Source organism: Pseudonocardia sp. (genome assembly GCF_035305885.1).
Classification (GTDB): Bacteria; Actinomycetota; Actinomycetes; order Mycobacteriales; family Pseudonocardiaceae; genus Pseudonocardia.
The window spans coordinates 1-17,894 of the sequence record NZ_DATGOP010000127.1; the positions used below are offsets into that span (position 1 = coordinate 1).

The window sequence follows — 17,894 nt, forward strand, 5'->3', positions numbered from 1 at the left end:
TCGGGCATCGACACGCGCTCGGGGTTGAGGAACCGCTCGAAGATCAGCTTGTGCTCGATCGGGTCGAGGTCGGTGATGCCGAGCACGTAGGCCACGAGCGAGCCCGCCGCGGATCCGCGGCCGGGGCCGCACCGGATGCCGACGGACTTGGCGTGCTGGATGAGGTCGGCCACGACGAGGAAGTAGCCGGGGAACCCCATCTGGATGATGACGCCGACCTCGTACTCGGCCTGCTTGCGGTACCGCTCGGGGATCCCGTTCGGGAACCGCCGGTGCAGGCCGCGCTCGACCTCCTTGATCAGCCAGCTCTCCTCCGTCTCCCCCTCGGGGACGGGGGCGCGCGGCATGAGGTTCTGGCCCTCGGCGAACTCGACGTTGACGCGCTCGGCGACGAGCAGGGTGTTGTCGCACGCCTCGGGGTGGATCGGGTCCCACAGCGCGCGCATCTCGGCGGGCGTCTTGAGGTAGAAGTCCTGCGCGTCGAACTTGAACCGGTTGGGGTCGGCGAGGGTCTTGCCGGTCTGCACGCACAGCAGGACCTCGTGGGACTTGGCGTCCTCGGCGTAGGTGTAGTGCAGGTCGTTGGTGGCGAGCCCCGGCAGGCCGAGCCGCTTCTTCAGGTCGAACAACGCCTCCTGGACCTGCTTCTCGATGCCGATGCCGTGGTCCATCAGCTCGCAGAAGAAGTTGTCCTTGCCGAAGATGTCGCGGTAGTCGCTCGCGGCCTGGCAGGCGTCGTCGAAGCGGTCCTGCTGCAGCAGCCGCTGGACCTCGCCGGACGGGCAGCCGGTGGTGGCGATGATCCCCTTGCCGTAGGTCTCCAGCAGCTCCCGGTCCATGCGGGGCTTGTAGTAGTAGCCCTCGAGCGAGGCCAGCGAGGAGAGCCGGAAGAGGTTGTGCATCCCCTCGGTGTTCTCGGCCAGCAGGGTCATGTGGGTGTACATCTCACCCGGGTTGTCGTCGCTGACCGTCTGCCCGCCGAGGGTGGCGCGCTTGCGCTCGTGGCGGCTGCCCGGGGCGAGGTAGCCCTCCATGCCGATGATGGGCTTGATGCCGGCCGCCTTGGCCTTCTTCCAGAACTCGTAGGCGCCGTACACGTTGCCGTGGTCGGTCATCGCCAGCGCCGGCATCCCCATCCGCGCCGTCTCGCGGAACAGGTCGTCCAGCCGCGCGGCCCCGTCGAGCATGGAGAACTCGGTGTGGGTGTGCAGGTGGACGAAGCTGTCGGTACTGGCCGCCATCGGGTGGGCTGCTCCCTCCTGGCGCCGCAGATCGCGGCGCACGTCTGCACGTCTGACGCACGAGCCGCCCCTCCCCCGCCCGGTGGGCCGCTGGGCGGGGGTGCCGGGGACGCCTCAGATTAGCCCCGGCCCCCGACGGAACCGCGGACGCGGTGCCGACGCGATCGACCCCGCTGCTCACCCCGCAGACCGGCGTGTCGGGCCCGCGCCGGGGCGGCCCGGCGCGGGCCCTCGGAGGGCCGCATTAGGCTCGCGCCCGTGAGCGATCGGTCCCCCTACGCCGCGCTCGTCGCGCGCCTCCCCGTCCGCCAGGAGGAGGTCGAGCTGCGCGGCGGGCGCACCCGGCTGTGGGTCTACGGCGCCGACGACGCCCACCGCGTCGTGTTCGTCCACGGGCTGCGGGGCGACCACCACGGCCTCGAACCGATCGTCGCGCACCTCGAGGGCACCCAGGTGGTCGTGCCGGACCTGCCCGGCTTCGGGGCGTCGCCTCCCCTGCCCTCGGCCCGCCACGACCTCGCGACCTACGCCGCGTGGACCCGCGACCTGGTCGCCGCCGTGGCACCGGGCGGGAACGCGGTGCTCGCCGGCCACTCGTTCGGCTCGATCGTGACCGCCGCCGCCGTCGCGCGGGGTGCCACCGTGCGCGGCCTCGTCCTGGTCAACCCGATCGCGGCGTCGGCGCTCGACGGCCCGCGCCGGCTGATGACCGGCCTCACCGTGCTCTACCACCGCATCAGCGCCGCGCTGCCGGAGCGGGCCGGCACCGCGCTGCTGCGCAACCGGCTCATGACCCGCGTCGCGAGCGTCACCATGGCCACCACCCGCGACCGGGAGCTGCGCCGCTGGATCCACGCCGAGCACGACCGCTACTTCTCCACGTTCGCCGACCGCAAGACCCTGCTGGAGGCGTTCCACGCCTCCGTGCACCACGACGTCGCCGAGTCCGCGTACGGGGTCGGCGTGCCGACGCTGCTCGTCGCGGCCGAGCGGGACGACATCGCCCCGCTGCCCGCGCAACGCGCCCTCGCGGCCCGCTTCTCCGACGCCCGACTCGCCGTCGTGCCCGGCACCGGGCACCTCGCGCACTACGAGGCGCCCGCCGCCGTCGCCGGCGAGATCGGCGCGTTCCTCGCGGCCCTGGCGCAGCGGGCCGGATGAGGCTCCTGCTCGACTGCCGGTACGTGCGGGTCGGCCGCCACGACGGCATCAGCCGCTACACGGTCGGCCTGGCCCGCGAGCTCGCCCGGCTGCACCCGCAGGTCGAGCTGCTGATCTGCGACGAACGCCAGCTCGCGGCCCTGCCGGACGTGCCGTGGCACCGGCTGAGCGCGCCGACGAGCATCCGGGAGCCGTTCGTCGCCCGGCAGGTCCGCCGCATCGGCGCCGACGTGGTGTTCTCCCCGATGCAGACGATGGGCAGCTGGGGCCGCGACTACGCGCTCGTGCTGACGCTGCACGACCTCATCTACTACCGCAACCGCACCCCGCCGCCGGAGTTCGCGCTGCCGATCCGCGTCCTCTGGCGGCTCTACCACCTCGCGTGGTGGCCGCAGCGGGTGCTGCTGAACCGGGCCGACGCCGTCGTCACCGTGTCGGAGACGACGGCGTCGCTGATCGCGCAGCACCGGCTGACCCGCCGCCCGGTGACGGTGGTGCCCAACGCGCCCGACCCCGCCCCGGACCTGCCGCGGCTGCCCCGCACCGGCGCGCTGGTCTACATGGGCTCGTTCATGCCCTACAAGAACGTCGGCACCCTGGCCAGCGCGATGCCGGCGCTGCCGCACCACGAGCTGCACCTGATGAGCCGGATCGGGCCGGACGAGCGGGCCCGGCTCACCGCGCTCGCCCCCGGCGGGAAGCTCGTCTTCCACGACGGCGCGAGCGACGAGACCTACCGCGACGTGCTGCGCGGCGCCACCGCGCTCGTGTCGGCCTCCCGCGACGAGGGCTTCGGCATCCCGCTGGTCGAGGCGATGGCGCTGGGCACCCCGCTCGTGGTGAGCGACATCCCGGTGTTCCGGGAGGTCGGCGGCGACGCCGCGGCCTACGTCGACCCGGACGACGTGCACGGGTTCGTCGAGGCGGTGCGGGAGCTCGACGACCCCGAGGTGTGGCAGCGCCGCTCCGACGCCGCGCGGGCGCGCGCCGCCAGGTACAGCTGGGAGGCCTCGGCCCGCGTGCTGCTGGCGCTGCTGGAGCGCGTGGCGCGCGAGCGGTCGCGGTAGCCGGGCGCAGGGTGGGTCTGGCGGAGCCAGGCGGCAGGGTCAGGCGGCGCGGTGCATGCCCACCGGCTGGCGGCCCAGCACCTGGGCGTAGATGCCCTCGAACCGGTCCAGGGTGGCCTGGAACCCGTGCGCGGCCACGATCTCGCGGCTCGCGGCTCCCATCCGGCGGCGGGTGGCGGCGTCGCCCACCAGCGCGGCGAGCCGGGTGGTGAGCTCCTGCACGTCGCCCGGGGTGTAGAGCCAGCCGTTGCGGCCGGGCCGCACGAGGTGCGGCAGCGCCATCGCGTTGGCGGCCACCACGGGAAGGCCGGCGGCCATCGCCTCGAGCGTGACGAGGCTCTGCAGCTCCGCGATGCCGGGCATGCAGAACAGGTCGGCGGAGGCGTAGGCCTCGAGCAGCTCCTGCTCGGAGACGAACCCGCGGAAGCGCACCCGCTCGCCGAGGCCGAGCCCGGCCGCCAGCGCGGTCCACTCGTCGCGGCGCGCGCCGTCGCCCACGATCTCCAGCCGGGCCGGGAGCCCCTCCGGGAGCGCGGCGAACGCCCTGATCAGCTCGTCCACCCGCTTCTCGGGGTCGAGCCTGCCGACGAACAGCACGGTCGGGACGGGGCCCGGGGTGCGCGGGATCACCTGGTAGCGCTCGGCGTCGATCCCGTTGGACACCGGGAAGGCGTCGACCAGCCCCGCGTGCCGGACGAGCAGGTCGACCGCGCGCGGGGTCGGCGCCGTCACGACCTGCGCCTTGGCGAAGACCCGGCCGAGGTCGCGCCACGCCCACCGGTTGAACGCGCCCCGCAGCACCCGCGGGATCGGGCTGTAGCCGATGAGGTTCTCCGGCATCAGGTGGTTGGTGGCGACCAGCGGGCGGCCGGTGCGGTGCGCCGCCCGGACGATCCCGCGCCCGACGACCATGTGCGCGTTGGTGTGCACGACGTCGGGGTCGATCTCCTCCATCAGCGCCGCGGTCGCCGGAAAGGCCTCCCAGGGCAGGCAGACCTGGAAGCCCTCGTGGCGGTAGTAGCGGTGCGAGCGCACGCCGTGGACGACGACGCCGTCGCGGTCCTCCCGCATCGGGGCGCCGGTCGGTGACGGGGCCACGACGTGGATCTCGTGCCCGCGCCCGGCGAGCCCGGTGGCGAGGCGTTCGGCGAAGCGTGCGGCGCCGTTGACGTCGGGCGGGTAGGTCTCCGCACCGATCAGGATCCGAAGCGGCTTCACAGCAGATGTCCTCTCGGGTGGGTAACCGGCGCTGGGGATCACCGGCGGTGCACGGGGTCGGCCGGGCGCTGCGGCGCGTCCGGCGTGGACAGGGGGGCCTCGGGGGCAGGCGGCGACGCCGCCTCCCCGGGACCGGGACGGGCGGCGCGGGCGGCCGCCGCGTCCGGGTGGTGGCGGGCGAGCGCGATCACGCCCGCGGTGGCGGTGATCGCGGCGCCGGCGAGCAGGAACCACGTCTCGGCCGGCGTGGCGACGCCCTCACCGAGCAGCACCGCGCCGAGCAGCACGGCGACGATCGGGTCGACGACGGTGAGGCAGGCGATGACGACCTCCGGCGGGCCGGAGGCGAACGCCTGCTGGACGAGCCAGCCGCCGACGAGCACCGCGGCCGCGATGCCGGCGACCGCGGCGAGCACGGGCAGCGCGAACAGGCCGACGTCGCCCGCGACGACGGACTGCGACACCGCCCGCACCAGCGCCGAGACCAGGCCGAACGCCGTGGCCCCCGCCATCGCGCACGCCACGCAGCGCACCCAGCCGGAGCGGGCGAAGCCCAGCCCGGCGAGGGCGAGCACGACGCAGGCGACGACGATGCCGGCGACCAGTGTGGCCTGGCCCGGCGGGGGCGAGCTGACGGCGGTGCCCGCCGCGGCGCCGACGAACACGGCGACGCCCGCGATCGTGAGCAGCACCCCGACCACGACGCCCGCGGCGGGCGTGCGGTCGGTGCGCATCGCGGTGAGCAGCACCGCGAGCGGGACGGCCAGCACGCCGAGCGGCTGCACCACCGAGAGCGGGGCCAGCACGAGCGCCGTGGCGTGCAGCGCCGAGCCCGTGCCCGCGAGGGCGAGCCCGGCGAGCCAGCCGGGGCGGCGGGTGATCTCGCGCAGGCCGCGCAGCGACACCACCTTGCCGGGCTGGTCGTCCTCCTCGCGGTGCGATCCGGCGGTGACGGCGCCGTGCTGCAGCACCGCGGCCCCGGCGAAGCAGGCCGCCCCGAGGACGGCCAGCACGATGGCGATCCCGGTGCCGGCGACCTCGCTGATCATCGTGATCACGCCGCACCCCGCAGCCTCGGTGGGACGGGCACCGGTTCGCAGCCGCGCTCCGCCGCGAGCCGGGTCGCCCGGGCCGTCATCACCAGCACCACCATCACCGCAGCACAGAGAACACGCTGCACCCCACCGAGGAAGGGGAGAAACGGTGAACCGGTGATAACGATCGGAACATGATTCAGCAGGAAGACGGCGCTGATCGCGGTGGCGCCGCGCGCCGCCCAGGTCAGCGGGACGGCCGCGGGCCGCCACGCGGGCGCCGAGCGGGCCCGCACCGCCACCAGCCACGCCGCGACCGGCACCACCGCGAACACCCAGCCGCCCGCGGCCCGGTGCACGGTGGAGACCAGCCCGGGCGTGGTGCCCGGGGTGTGGGTCGGGAAGAGCGCGACGAGCACGAGCGCCACCGCCGCGCTGGTGAACAGCGCCGCAGGCACGCGGGCCGCGGGCAGCTCGGCGCGGCGCAGGCCGGTCGCGACGACCGCGCACCCCGCCGCGAGGCTGATCGCGGCGGCGCCGAGCAGCGCGTAGCCGCCCGGCTGGAACACGTAGTCGCTGATCACGGCCGTGCGCGGGTCGAGCGACCCGATGCTGCTCAGGTGCAGGACACCGAGGGGGAGCAGCGCGACGATCACGCATCCGATCACGACGGACTCCCCCACCCACGTCACCGCAGCGGGCTCGCGCACGTTCCCCCCGCTCGACGTCATGGGCATACCGTGCCAGCACGGCTCTGAAACGGACATCAGGATCTCCACCGAGTCCGCCCGGGGGTATTCCCCCACCCGCCGGTCGGGGTATCCGCGCGCGTCACGGGACGGGCCCGTCGTCGGGCGGCGGGTCGGCGCGCTCGAGCTGCTCGGGCAGCAGCGGCGAGAGCGCCAGCTCGCGCGCGGTGACCCCGGCGGGCGCCGCGTGGACGGCCCTGACCCGTTCCCCGGCGGCCACGGCGTCCAGGCCCGCCCGGTCGGCCCGCACGACGACGGCGAGCACGCACGGCGCGGACGCATCGGCCAGCGCAGCGGCCTCGGCCGCGGCGACGGCACCCGCCCGGCCGGGCTGCCGCTGGGCGTCGGCGGCGGCCTGCTGCTGGGCGCGCTGCCGCGCCGCGTCGAAGGCGGCCGACGGGGAGGCGCCCGCGTCGAGGGGCTCGAACCGCAGCGCGGTCTGCACGCGGGGCATCGGCACCCGCAGCACGGCCGTGACCGGCGTCGTGCCCGCGACCGCCCGGTCGGCCTCGGCGACGGGCAGCTCGCCGGTGAACTGCACCAGCGCGAGCGCGTCCGTGCCCGGTGGGGGCAGCTCGGCGGGCAGCCGCGCGAGGTAGGCGGCGACCTCCTCCCCCGGTTCCGGGCCGAGGCGGACCGACCCCGGGGCGGGCGCCGGGGCGGAGGCGGGGAAGCGCGAACCGGCGTACCACGCCGTGAGCAGCACGGCGGCGGCGCACGCCAGCAGCACCCAGGTCCTGGCCCGCCAGGTCACGATCGCCCCCTGCCCGCTCACGGTCCGGTCGTCCAGTGTCCACGTCCCGGCCGCCCGGGGGCGTCCGGGGGCTAATGGTCCCGCAGCAGCTCGAGGGCCCGCTCCAAGTCGGCGGGGTACGGGCTCGTGTACTCCACCCACCGCCCGTCGGTCGGGTGCTCGAACCCGAGCGAGCGGGCGTGCAGCCACTGCCGCTGCAGGCCGAGGCGCTTGGCGAGCACCGGGTCGGCGCCGTAGGTGAGGTCGCCGACGCACGGGTGGCGCATGGCGGCCAGGTGCACCCGGATCTGGTGGGTGCGCCCGGTCTCCAGCCGCACGTCCAACAGCGACGCGGCGGGGAACGCCTCGATGGTGTCGTAGTGGGTGACGCTCGGCTTGCCGCCCGCCACCACGGCGAACTTGTAGTCGTGGCGCGGGTGCCGGTCGATCGGGGCGTCGATCGTGCCGCGGATCGGATCGGGGTGCCCTTGGCACACCGCGTGGTAGCGCTTCTCGACCGTGCGCTGCTTGAACGCCCGCTTGAGCACGGTGTAGGCGTGCTCGGTGGCCGCGACGACCATCACGCCGGTGGTGCCGACGTCGAGCCGGTGCACGATGCCCTGCCGCTCGGCCGCGCCCGAGGTGGAGACGCGGTAGCCGAGCGCGGCGAGCCCGCCCAGCACGGTCGGGCCGGTCCAGCCGGGGCTCGGGTGCGCGGCGACGCCCACCGGCTTGTCCACGACGATGATCTCGTCGTCGGCGTGCAGCACGGTGAGCCCGGCGACGACCTCCTCCGGCCCGGTGATCGGCTTGGCCGGCTCGGGCTCGGGCAGCTGCACCTCCAGCCACGCGCCCGCGGTCAGCCGGTCGGACTTGCCCGCGGTCCGCCCGTCCACGGCGACGCGGCCGTCCTCGGTGAGCGCGGCGACGACCGTGCGCGACAGCCCGAGCAGCCGCGACAGGCCCGCGTCGACCCGCATCCCGTCGAGGCCGTCGGGCACCGGGAGCTGGCGGGTGTCACTCACCGGCGTGCTCCCCCTTCCCGGCCCGCTTGCCGCTCCGCGTGCCGTCGAGCTCCCGGCCGAGCAGCGCGAGGAGCACCAGCAGCGCGCCGCCGCAGACGATGGAGGAGTCGGCGAGGTTGAACACCGGCCACACCCGCCCGTCGGGGGCGAGCAAGGAGACCACGTCGACGACGTGGCCCTGCAGCGGCCCGGGCGCGCGGAACAGGCGGTCGGTGAGGTTGCCCAGCGCGCCGCCGAGCACGAGCCCGAGCGCGACCGCCCACCCGGTCGAGCGCAGCCGCCGCGACACCCGCACGATCACCACGGCCACCGCGATCGCCACGAGCGTGAGCACCCACGTGTAGCCGGTGGCGATCGAGAACGCGGCCCCGGGGTTGCGCACCAGCTGCAGGTAGACCAGCCCGCCGAGGATCTCCACCGGGGCGCGGTCCTCCAGCTGCGCGACCGCGACGACCTTCGTGACGACGTCGAGGGCGAGGACGGTCACCGCGATCAGCGACAGCAGCCGGACCTTCGGTCCCGTGGGACTCGCCTCCGCCTCGGCCGGCTCCGATCGCTGACTCGCGTGCTCGCTCACACGTTCCATCATCCCCTACCGTCCGTCGGCCTCCGCCCGGCGTGCCAGCGGGCCAGCCGTCCGCGCTGGTCGACGGCCCTGATCCGCTCCTCGGCGGCCTGCCGCGCCTCCGCCGTGGTGACCACGAGCAGCTGGTCGCGCTCCCGCAGCCGGGTGTCCTCGGTGGGGGTGAAGCCCTGGCCGTCGCGCACGACGAGGCTGACCACGGCGCCGCGCGGCAGCCGCAGCTCCCGCAGGTACACCCCGCGCAGCCGCGACCCGACCGGCACCTGCACCTGCAGCAGGTCGGCCGACAGCGCGTCCAGCGGAGCAGCGTCCACGGAGATCTCGCGCGGCTCGGCCTCCCGCGCCACCCCCAGTGTGCGCGCCACCCACGGCAGCGTGGGCCCCTGCAGCAGGGTGAGCCCGACCACCAGCACGAATACCACGTCCACGAGCGCGGGCCCGCTCGGCGCCCCCTCCACGAGCGCGACCAGCGCGAACACGATGGGCACCGCGCCGCGCAGGCCGGCCCAGGACAGGAACGCCTGCTCGCGCCACGGCACCCGGAACGGGGTCGCGGAGGCGATCACCGACAGCGGGCGGGCGGCCACCGTGAGCACGACCCCGGCCACGAGCGCCGGGACGACCGCGTCGATCAGCCGGGGTGGCGAGACGTACAGGCCGAGCAGCACGAACAGCCCGATCTGCGCGAGCCACGCCGTCCCCTCGGCGAACGAGCGCACGTCGCCGCGGTGCGGCAGGTCGGCGTTGCCCAGCACCAGCGCGGCGACGTACACGGCGAGCAGCCCGGAGGCGTGCGCGAGCTGGCCCGCGGAGTAGGCGAGCACGCACACCGCGATCGCCGCGAGCGGGTACAGCCCGGTGGCGGGCAGCGCCGTGCGGCGCAGGGCCCACGCCCCGCCCATGCCGAGGAGCGCGCCGATGATCCCGCCCGCCGCGAGTTCGTAGACGACGAGGGCCGGGGTGACCCAGGTGATGGGGTCCGGGGAGGCGAGCAGGACCACGGCGAGCACGACCGGCGCGTCGTTGGACCCCGACTCCAGCTCCAGCGCCCCCGCGAGCCGCGGCAGCACGCCCACCCCGCGCAGCACGCTGAAGACCGCGGCCGCGTCGGTGGACGACAGCACCGCCCCCCAGAGGAAGGCGGCCCGCCAGCCCAGGCCGAGCAGGACGTGCAGCCCCAGCCCGACGACGGCGATGCTCACCGCGACCCCGACGGTCGCGAGCGCGATGCCGACGCCGAACGACGGCCGCACGGCCGCCCAGCGGGTGCTGAGCCCGCCCTCGGCGAGGATGAGCACCAGGGCCGCCCAGCCGAGCGACTCGGTGAGCGGGGCGTCGGAGAACTGGATGCCGAGCACCGACTCCCCGAGCAGGACCCCGATCGCCAGGTAGACCAGCAGCGAGGGCAGCCCGAGCCGCACCGAGAGCCGCACCGCGAACACCCCGAGCAGGACGACGGCGGCCGCGACCCCCAGCACCACCTCCAGCCCCATGGTCACCTCCGCCCCCGCTCCACCGTATCGGCGAAGGTGCACACGGCCCGTGCACGCGTTCGGGGGGCTGGCCCCACCACGGACCAGGGGACCAACCGGATGGTGCGCCCCCGGGGGTGCTCCTTAGCCTGCTGTCATGGTCATCGCGACGGCCGCCGAGGACGTTCCCCGCAGTGATCCCACCCGGGATCCGACCCGTGACCCGATCCGGGCGCTGCTGGCCCCCTCGACCTGGCTCACGGCGGCCCACCTGCTGCTCGACGCCGTGGTGGGCGCGGTGACGGCGTTCGTGGTGAGCCTCGGGCTGTTCCTCGCCGTCTTGCTGTTCCCGTTCGCGCTGGCCGGGGTGCCGGTGTGGATCGCCACCGCGTGGGTGAGCGCGGGCCTCGCGCGCCTGGAGCGGGCGCGCTACCGCCTGCTGCTCGGCGTCGCCATCGAGCCGCAGCCCCTGCCGGCGTTCCAGCCCAACCCGCTGCGCTACGGCGGCGTGCTGCTGCGCGACCCGGGGGTGCGCCGCCGCGCGCTGCACCAGGTGCTGGCGGCGCCGCTCGGAGCGCTCACCGGCGGCCTCACCTACGCGCTGCTCACCGGGGCGCTGGCGTTGCTGGCGACGCCGCTGCTGGGCCTCGCCGTCCCCGCTGTCGACGACGGGCGCGGCACCACGAGCTACGCCGTCCCCTTCGTCGACAACTGGGCGGGCCGGACGCTGCTCGCCGGGATCGGGCTCGTCCTGCTGCTCGCCGCCCCCGCCGTGCTGCGCGGGCTCGCGAGCGCCGACGTCGCGATCGCCCGCACCCTGCTCGGGCCGGTGCCCGAGGCGCTCGCCCAGCGGGTGGACGAGCTGGAGCGCAGCCGCGCCCGGGTCGTCGACGCCGGGGAGGCCGAGCGGCGCAGGCTGGAGCGCGACCTGCACGACGGCACCCAGCAGCGGCTCGTCGCCCTGGGGATGACGCTCGGCCGGGCGAAGGCGCGCTACAAGCAGGACCCCACGGCGGTGGGCGAGCTGCTCGACGACGCCCACCAGCAGGCCAAGGACGCCGTCACCGAGCTGCGCGGCCTCATCCGCGGCCTGCACCCGCCGGTGCTCACCGACCGCGGGCTGGACGCGGCGCTCTCGGCGATCGCGGTGCGCTGCCCGGTGCCGGTGGAGCTCACCGTCGAGATCGAGGAGCGGCCCGACGCCACGGTGGAGGCGATCGGCTACTTCGTGGTGGCCGAGGCGCTCACCAACGTGGCCCGCCACTCGAAGGCCGCCCACGCGTCGGTCACCGTCCGCCGCGAGCGCGGCGGGCCGCTGTGGATCACCGTCACCGACGACGGGGTGGGCGGGGCCGACCCCGACCGCGGGACCGGGCTGCGCGGCCTCGCCGACCGGGTGTCCGGGGTGGACGGGCAGCTGCGCGTCGACTCCCCCGTCGGCGGGCCCACCGTGATCACCGTCGAGCTGCCCACCGCCCCCGCGGGGCTCGCCCGATGACCGCTGCGATGGCCTCGGCGCCGGCGCGGGTCACCATCGCCGAGGACTCGGTGCTGCTGCGCGAGGGGCTCGCCCGGCTGCTCGGCGAGGCGGGGTTCGAGGTGGTGGACGCCGTCGGCGACGGTGAGGCGCTGCTGCGCTCGGTCGGCGAGAAGCAGCCCGACGTCGTCGTCGCCGACGTCCGGATGCCGCCCACCCACTCCGACGAGGGGCTGCGGGCGGCGCTCGTGATCCGGTCCCGGTGGCCGGAGGTGGCGGTGCTCGTGCTCTCGCAGTACGTCGAGGAGCGCTACGCCACCGAGCTGCTCGCGGGCGACACCCGCGGCGTCGGCTACCTGCTCAAGGACCGCGTGGCGGACGTGGACTCGTTCGTCGAGGCCCTGCACCGCGTGCGGGCCGGGGGCACCGCCCTCGACCCCGAGGTGGTCTCGCAGATCTTCGCCCGCTCCCGGCGGGCCGCCCCGCTCGCCGCGCTCACCCGCCGCGAGCGGGAGGTGCTCGCGCTGATGGCCGAGGGCCGCTCCAACGCGGGGATCGCCGAACAGCTCGTCATCGGCGAGGGCGCGGTGGAGAAGCACATCAGCGGGATCTTCATGAAGCTGGCGCTCCCCGCGGCGCCCACGGACCACCGGCGCGTGCTCGCCGTGCTCAAGTACCTGGAGGGTGGATGACGACGCAGGCTCCCGCGAAGCCCCGCCCGGCGGTGGTGGCCGCCGCGGTGCTCATGGTGGGGCTCGTGTGCGGCACGGGCAGCGTCGGGCTGCTGTCGGAGATGGTGACCGGCACCGTCGAGCGCAGCGATTCCTTCACCACCGCCACCGACCGGCTCGTGGTCGACGCCGACGGCGACGTGACGATCGGCCCGAGCGACGACGGGCGGGTCCACGTGCGCACGATCGTGGGTCACGGGCTCGACGAGCCCGAGATCGTGCAGGAGTCGACCCCGTCCGGCGTCCGGCTGACCGCCCGCTGCCGGGGGTTCCTCGCCGTCCGCTGCGACGTGACGCACGAGGTGGCGGTGCCACCCGCGTTCGAGGTGGTGGTGGACGGCGCCGACGGCGACGTGACGGCGAGCGGGCTCTCCGGCCCGCTCACGGTGGACCGGTCGCACGGCGACATCACCGTCACCGAGGTCGCGGGCCCGCTCGACCTGCGCTCGAACACCGGGGAGATCATCGCCGAGGCGGTGCGCGCCCCCGTGGTGCGCGCGGCGACCGACGTCGGCGACGTGCGGCTGGAACTGCTGGTGGTACCGCAGTCGGCCGACCTGGTCAGCGAGACCGGGGAGGTCGACCTGGCGGTCCCGGACGGCACGGCCTACCGCGTGGACGCCGCAACCGACAACGGTGAGGAGCGCGTGCTGGTGCCGACCGACCCCGGCTCCCCCCACGCGCTGCGCGCCATCAGCCACATCGGCGACGTGACGGTCCGCCCCAGCCGCTAGCGGGATCAGCGGGCGGTCCAGGACAGCGTCGCCGCCGCCCGCGGCCGCTCCAGCGCCTCGATCGCCTCGGCGACCTCGGGCACCGCGTCCTGCGGCAGGCAGAGCCGGCGCGCGACCCACTCCGGGTCCTGCCGGGGCGGCAGCTCGCGCTCCCACCGCTGCACGTCCGGTGAGATGCCGATCTCGCGCAGCACGGCGACCGCGTCGTCGACGGTGGCGGGCTCCGGGCGGTGCAGGCCGTGGAACCGCACCCAGAGCGGGTCGAGCCAGGCCATCGGGTGCTGGGCCATCATCTCGACGACCACGCCGCGGCGGGCCGCCGCGGTGAGCGCCTCGAGGAACGGCACGAGGTCCACGACGTTGTGCAGCACGTGGTGGCAGACCACCACGTCGGCGCGGCCCGCGGCGGGCGCGACGCCCGGCCAGCGGCCGAGCACCGTGCGGTGCGGGAGGCCGCGGGCGTTCGCCTCGGCGGCGAACGCGTCGAGCATGTCCTGCTGCTGGTCGACGCCGGTGAGGTGGCCGGCGCGGTCGGCGAGCGCGAACGACGCCGCGCCGCCCCCGCACCCGACGTCGAGCACGCTGCCGCCGTCGGGGAGCAGCGCGTGCGCGGCCCGGCGGGACGGCGTGTCGGCCGGCTCGGCGGGCGGGGTGAAGAAGGAGACCTCGTGGTGCCACGGGTTGGCCGACGCGCGCGCGAGGATCTCCGGCGGGATGCCGCGCCCGGACTGCAGCTCGGCCCACCGCGCTGCTGCCGGTCCCCCCATGGGGACGAGTATGCCCCCGGCCGCCGGGTCGGCCCATGAGGGCTCAGCCCATGAGGTCGGCGAGCCGGGCCGACAGCCGCTCGCGGTCCCCGCGCACCGCCACGACCTTGTCCCGGCCGCGGGCCCCGGTGACGATCTCGACGTCGCCGCGGCGCACCCCGAACGCGGCGGCGAGCGCGTCCACCACCGCCGCGTTCGCCTGTCCCTCGACCGCACGGGCCCGCACGGCCACGACGAGCGCCGGGCCACGCGGCCCGGCCCAGCTCCCGCCGACCTCCTCCCGGCGCGCGCCGGGGCGGACGCGCACCGGGATCCGCACGCCCTCGTCCACGCGGCCCCCGGTCCGGCTCAGCTGCGCGCGACCAGGGCCGCGAGCTCCGCGCTCGTGCCGTCCGGGGCCGAGACGCTGCCGCGCAACGTCGGCTCCGGCGCGGGCCCGTAGGTGACCGACGTCGCCAGCACCTCGCCCGCGACGAACGGCTCGTGGGCGCGCACGGCGTCGAGCACCGCGGCCGGCCCGTCGAGGGTGAGGGCGATCCGGTCGGCCACGTCGAGCCCGGCCTCGCGGCGGGCCTGCTGCACGACCCGCACGACGTCGCGCGCGGTGCCCTCGGCGGCGAGCTCGGGCGTGATCTCCGTGTCGAGCACGACGAGCCCCGTGGAGCCGGGCAGCGCCGCGGTGGAGTCCGGGTCGGCCGCAACGAGCCGCTCGGTGAACTCGCCCTCGCGCAGCTCGATCCCGCCCGCGATCACGGTGCCGCCGTCGCCCCGGTGCCACTCCCCGGCCTTCACGGCGCGGATCGCCTTCTGCGTGTCGCCGCCGAGGCGGGGCCCGCAGACCCGCGCGTTGACGGCCACCTCGAACCGCCCGTAGGTGGCGACGTCGGTGGTCAGGGTGACGTCCTTGACGTTCACCTCGTCGCGCAGGATGTCGGTGAACGGGGCGAGCGTCTCGGCGTCCGCCGCGGCCACGGTGAGCCGGGCGAGCGGCAGCCGCACGCGCAGCCCCCGGGCCTTGCGCAGCGACAGCGCCGCCGACGCCACCTGGCGCACCCGCTCCATGGCCGCGACGAGCTCGGCGTCGTGGGGGAGCTCGTCGCTCGTGGGCCAGTCGGTCAGGTGCACCGACCGCCCCCCGGTGAGCCCCTGCCAGATCTTCTCCGTGGTGAGCGGCAGCAACGGGGCCGCGAGCCGGCAGGTCACCTCCAGCACGGTGTGCAGGGTGTCGATCGCGTCGTCGTCACCCGCCCAGAACCGGTCGCGCGAGCGCCGGACGTACCAGTTGGTGAGCGTCTCGGCGTGGTCGCGCAGCTTCTCGCAGGCGCCCGCGATGTCGTAGACGTCGAGCGCCGCGGTCAGGTCGTCGACCAGCGCGGCGGTGCTGGCGAGGATGTAGCGGTCCAGCACGTGCGGCGAGTCGGTGCGCCGCACCCCCCGCCGCCCGGCGTAGAGCGACAGGAAGTACCACGTGTTCCACAGCGGCAGGATCGCCTGCCGGACGCCCTCCCGGATGCCCTGCTCGGTGACGATGAGGTTGCCGCCGCGCAGGATCGGCGAGGCCATGAGGAACCACCGCATGGCGTCGGAGCCGTCGCGGGAGAAGACCTCGTTGACGTCCGGGTAGTTCTGGCGCGACTTGGACATCTTCTGCCCGTCGTCGCCCAGCACGATCCCGTGCGCCACGCACGAGCGGAACGCGGGCCGGTCGAACAGCGCGGTGGCGAGCACGTGCAGCGTGTAGAACCAGCCGCGGGTCTGCCCGTTGTACTCGACGATGAAGTCGCCCGGGAAGTGGTGCTCGAACCACTCGGCGTTCTCGAACGGGTAGTGCACCTGCGCGAACGGCATCGAGCCCGACTCGAACCAGCAGTCGAGCACCTCGGGCACCCGGCGCATCGTGGACTTGCCGGTGGGGTCGTCCGGGTTGGGCCGGGTCAGCTCGTCGATGTGCGGTCGGTGCAGGTCCGTGGGCCGCACGCCGAAGTCGCGCTCCAGCTCGTCGAGCGAGCCGTACACGTCGATCCGCGGGTGGTTGGGGTCGTCGGACACCCACACCGGGATCGGCGAGCCCCAGTACCGGTTGCGGGAGATCGACCAGTCGATGGCGTTCTCCAGCCACTTGCCGAACTGGCCGTCCCTGATGTGCTCGGGCACCCAGGTGATCTGCTTGTTCAGCTCGACCATCCGGTCGCGGAACTCGGTGACCTTGACGAACCACGAGTCCACCGCGCGCTGGATCAGCGGGTTGCCGCAGCGCCAGCAGTGCGGGTACGGGTGGTCGTAGGTCTCGTGGCGCAGCAGCACGCCCTTCGCGTGCGGGGCGCCGCGCTTCAGGTCGGCGATGATGTGCGGGTTCGCGTCGAACACCTGCATCCCCGCGTACGGGGGCACGCGCTCGTCGAACTCGCCCTTGCTGTCGACCGGCACCACGACCTGGATGCCCGCCGCGTCGGTGACGGCCTTGTCCTCCTCGCCGAAGGCGGGGGCGATGTGCACCAGGCCGGTGCCCTCGTCGGTGGTGACGTAGTCGGCGGCGAGCACGCGGTGGGCGTTCTCCCAGCCGGTGAAGAAGTCGAACGGCGGTGTGTAGGACAGACCGAGCAGCTCGGAACCGCGGAAGGTGCGCAGGACGTCCGGCTCCTCGCCGAGCTCGCGGGCGTACGCCGCGAGCCGCGCGGTGGCGAGCACGTAGCGCTCCCCGTTCGCGGCCACGAGCGCGTACTCGACCTCCGGGTGCACGGCCATGGCCAGGTTGGACGGGAGCGTCCACGGCGTGGTGGTCCACACCAGCGCGAGCGCCCCGTCGAGGTCCGAGCCCGGTGCCTGCAGGCGCAGCCCCACCGTGACGGCCGGGTCCTGCCGGTCCAGGTAGACGTCGTCCATCTTGGTCTCGGTGGCCGACAGCGGCGTGCCGTCGTGCCAGCAGTACCAGAGGACGCGGAAGCCCTGGTAGATCAGGCCCTTGTCCCAGAGGGACTTGAAGGCCCACATGACGCTCTCCATGTAGTCCAGGTCGAGCGTCTTGTAGTCGTTGTCGAAGTCGACCCAGCGGGCCTGGCGGGTGACGTACTCGCGCCACTCGTTGGTGTAGCGCAGCACCGAGGTGCGGCAGGCCTCGTTGAACGCGGCCACGCCCATCTCGTCGATCTCGGCCTTGCTCTTCAGCCCCAGCTGGCGCTCGGCCTCCACCTCGGCGGGCAGGCCGTGGGTGTCCCAGCCGAACCGGCGCTCCACCCGGCGGCCGCGCATGGTCTGGTAGCGCGGCACGACGTCCTTGACGTAGCCGGTGAGCAGGTGGCCGTAGTGCGGCAGTCCGTTGGCGAAAGGCGGGCCGTCATAGAAGACGAACTCGTTGCTGCCGTTCTCGCCGGCGGGCCGGTTCTCGACCGAGGCAGCGAAGGTGCCGTCCTCGTCCCAGTACTTGAGCACGGCCTCCTCGACCGCGGGGAAGCGCGGGCTCGAGGGGACGGATGCCGGGACGTCCGGTGCAGCTGCGGGCAGGTGAGAGACCTTGGGGTAGGCCATTGCGGTGGAGTCTCCTGAGGCGGGCGGTCGGGTGGTGTCACTGTCGTCACTGCCACGAGGACGACGCCCTCCTGGTGCACGGCCCAGGGCCGCCAGGTGGGGCACCGCGGTACCACCTCGCTTGCCAGGCGGGAGGCCTGGCCGCTCATCGGTCGGCTGTGACGGGCCGGCCCGTTCGGTTCTAGTGAGGACGACGCGGTATGCGAGCGGCCCGTTCTTCCGAAAGCTCGCCGCTGATGACGGCTCGAACGCTGCTGGCTCAAGTGTAGTGTCCACAACCGGAGCACGGAAACCCATTCGGCCAGTGGCGCTCCTGCACAAAGGCGGTACAGTGGGAGCAGACCCTATTGATACGGGTCGACCACTGCATCTGCTGA

General features: G+C 74.7%; 16 protein-coding genes. 5 read left to right on the forward strand and 11 right to left on the reverse strand.

The genetic code is table 11. The annotated features are described in order from the left end of the window. Positions 1–1,241: DNA polymerase III subunit alpha (gene dnaE / locus VKZ81_RS28845; protein ID WP_324244873.1), on the reverse strand; the 1,241-nt coding region annotated here is incomplete at its 3' end. Between the two features lie 258 nt (positions 1,242–1,499). Here dnaE and VKZ81_RS28850 point away from each other — a divergent pair. Continuing rightward, positions 1,500–2,402 carry an alpha/beta fold hydrolase gene (locus tag VKZ81_RS28850; RefSeq protein ID WP_324244874.1) on the forward strand — a complete coding sequence of 301 codons (903 nt, stop codon included), beginning with the start codon at positions 1,500–1,502 and terminating at the stop codon, positions 2,400–2,402. Further along, a complete protein-coding gene (locus tag VKZ81_RS28855) occupies positions 2,399–3,469 on the forward strand; it encodes a glycosyltransferase family 4 protein (RefSeq protein WP_324244875.1) in 1,071 nt (356 codons plus the stop codon). Before VKZ81_RS28850 ends, VKZ81_RS28855 begins: the two co-directional genes overlap by 4 nt. A 39-nt stretch (positions 3,470–3,508) precedes the next feature. Here the strand turns inward: VKZ81_RS28855 and VKZ81_RS28860 are convergent, their stop codons facing one another. The 7 genes from VKZ81_RS28860 to VKZ81_RS28890 form a co-directional block, all read right to left on the reverse strand. Beyond that, entirely contained in the window at positions 3,509–4,687 is a 1,179-nt protein-coding gene (locus VKZ81_RS28860) for a glycosyltransferase (protein WP_324244876.1), read from the reverse strand. A 38-nt stretch (positions 4,688–4,725) separates the two neighbouring features. Beyond that, on the reverse strand, positions 4,726–5,745 hold the full coding sequence (locus VKZ81_RS28865) for a DMT family protein (RefSeq protein WP_324244877.1): 1,020 nt from the start codon (positions 5,743–5,745) through the stop codon (positions 4,726–4,728). Next, positions 5,742–6,452, reverse strand: a complete 711-nt coding sequence (locus VKZ81_RS28870) for a DUF998 domain-containing protein (protein ID WP_324244878.1) — start codon at positions 6,450–6,452, stop codon at positions 5,742–5,744. The genes VKZ81_RS28865 and VKZ81_RS28870 overlap by 4 nt, the downstream gene beginning before the upstream one ends. 100 nt (positions 6,453–6,552) lie before the next feature. Continuing rightward, positions 6,553–7,245, reverse strand: coding sequence for a hypothetical protein (locus tag VKZ81_RS28875; protein ID WP_324244879.1), 693 nt, complete (start codon positions 7,243–7,245; stop codon positions 6,553–6,555). Between the two features lie 50 nt (positions 7,246–7,295). Continuing rightward, on the reverse strand, positions 7,296–8,183 hold the full coding sequence (locus VKZ81_RS28880; RefSeq protein ID WP_324244888.1) for an RluA family pseudouridine synthase: 888 nt from the start codon (positions 8,181–8,183) through the stop codon (positions 7,296–7,298). Positions 8,184–8,220: 37 nt separating this feature from the next. Beyond that, positions 8,221–8,805: a signal peptidase II gene (lspA, locus tag VKZ81_RS28885; protein WP_324244880.1), complete on the reverse strand. Its 585-nt coding sequence runs from the start codon at positions 8,803–8,805 to the stop codon at positions 8,221–8,223. An 8-nt stretch (positions 8,806–8,813) separates the two neighbouring features. Then, positions 8,814–10,304 (reverse strand): potassium/proton antiporter, encoded by a 1,491-nt coding sequence (locus VKZ81_RS28890; RefSeq protein WP_324244881.1) that lies wholly within the window; start codon positions 10,302–10,304, stop codon positions 8,814–8,816. Between the two features lie 136 nt (positions 10,305–10,440). On the opposite strand from VKZ81_RS28890, the gene VKZ81_RS28895 reads away from it, so the two are divergent. The 3 genes from VKZ81_RS28895 to VKZ81_RS28905 are packed head-to-tail and all read left to right on the forward strand — an operon-like array spanning position 10,441 to position 13,225. After that, the gene (locus tag VKZ81_RS28895) at positions 10,441–11,781 is read left to right on the forward strand and encodes a sensor histidine kinase (RefSeq protein ID WP_324244882.1); all 1,341 of its coding nucleotides are present in this window, start codon (positions 10,441–10,443) and stop codon (positions 11,779–11,781) included. After that, positions 11,778–12,452 (forward strand): response regulator transcription factor, encoded by a 675-nt coding sequence (locus tag VKZ81_RS28900; RefSeq protein WP_324244883.1) that lies wholly within the window; start codon positions 11,778–11,780, stop codon positions 12,450–12,452. The genes VKZ81_RS28895 and VKZ81_RS28900 overlap by 4 nt, the downstream gene beginning before the upstream one ends. Further along, positions 12,449–13,225, forward strand: coding sequence for a DUF4097 family beta strand repeat-containing protein (locus VKZ81_RS28905; protein ID WP_324244884.1), 777 nt, complete (start codon positions 12,449–12,451; stop codon positions 13,223–13,225). Before VKZ81_RS28900 ends, VKZ81_RS28905 begins: the two co-directional genes overlap by 4 nt. Before the next feature lie 5 nt (positions 13,226–13,230). Here VKZ81_RS28905 and VKZ81_RS28910 read toward each other — a convergent pair whose 3' ends face one another. From VKZ81_RS28910 to ileS, 3 genes are read right to left on the reverse strand one after another with little or no spacing between them, the layout of a single operon-like run. Beyond that, complete coding sequence (locus VKZ81_RS28910) at positions 13,231–13,992, reverse strand: class I SAM-dependent methyltransferase (RefSeq protein WP_324244885.1); 762 nt, start codon at positions 13,990–13,992, stop codon at positions 13,231–13,233. Positions 13,993–14,035: 43 nt separating this feature from the next. After that, complete coding sequence (locus VKZ81_RS28915; RefSeq protein WP_324244886.1) at positions 14,036–14,323, reverse strand: DUF167 domain-containing protein; 288 nt, start codon at positions 14,321–14,323, stop codon at positions 14,036–14,038. Between the two features lie 17 nt (positions 14,324–14,340). Next, positions 14,341–17,517: an isoleucine--tRNA ligase gene (gene ileS, locus VKZ81_RS28920; RefSeq protein ID WP_324244887.1), complete on the reverse strand. Its 3,177-nt coding sequence runs from the start codon at positions 17,515–17,517 to the stop codon at positions 14,341–14,343. Positions 17,518–17,894: the final 377 nt, after the last annotated feature.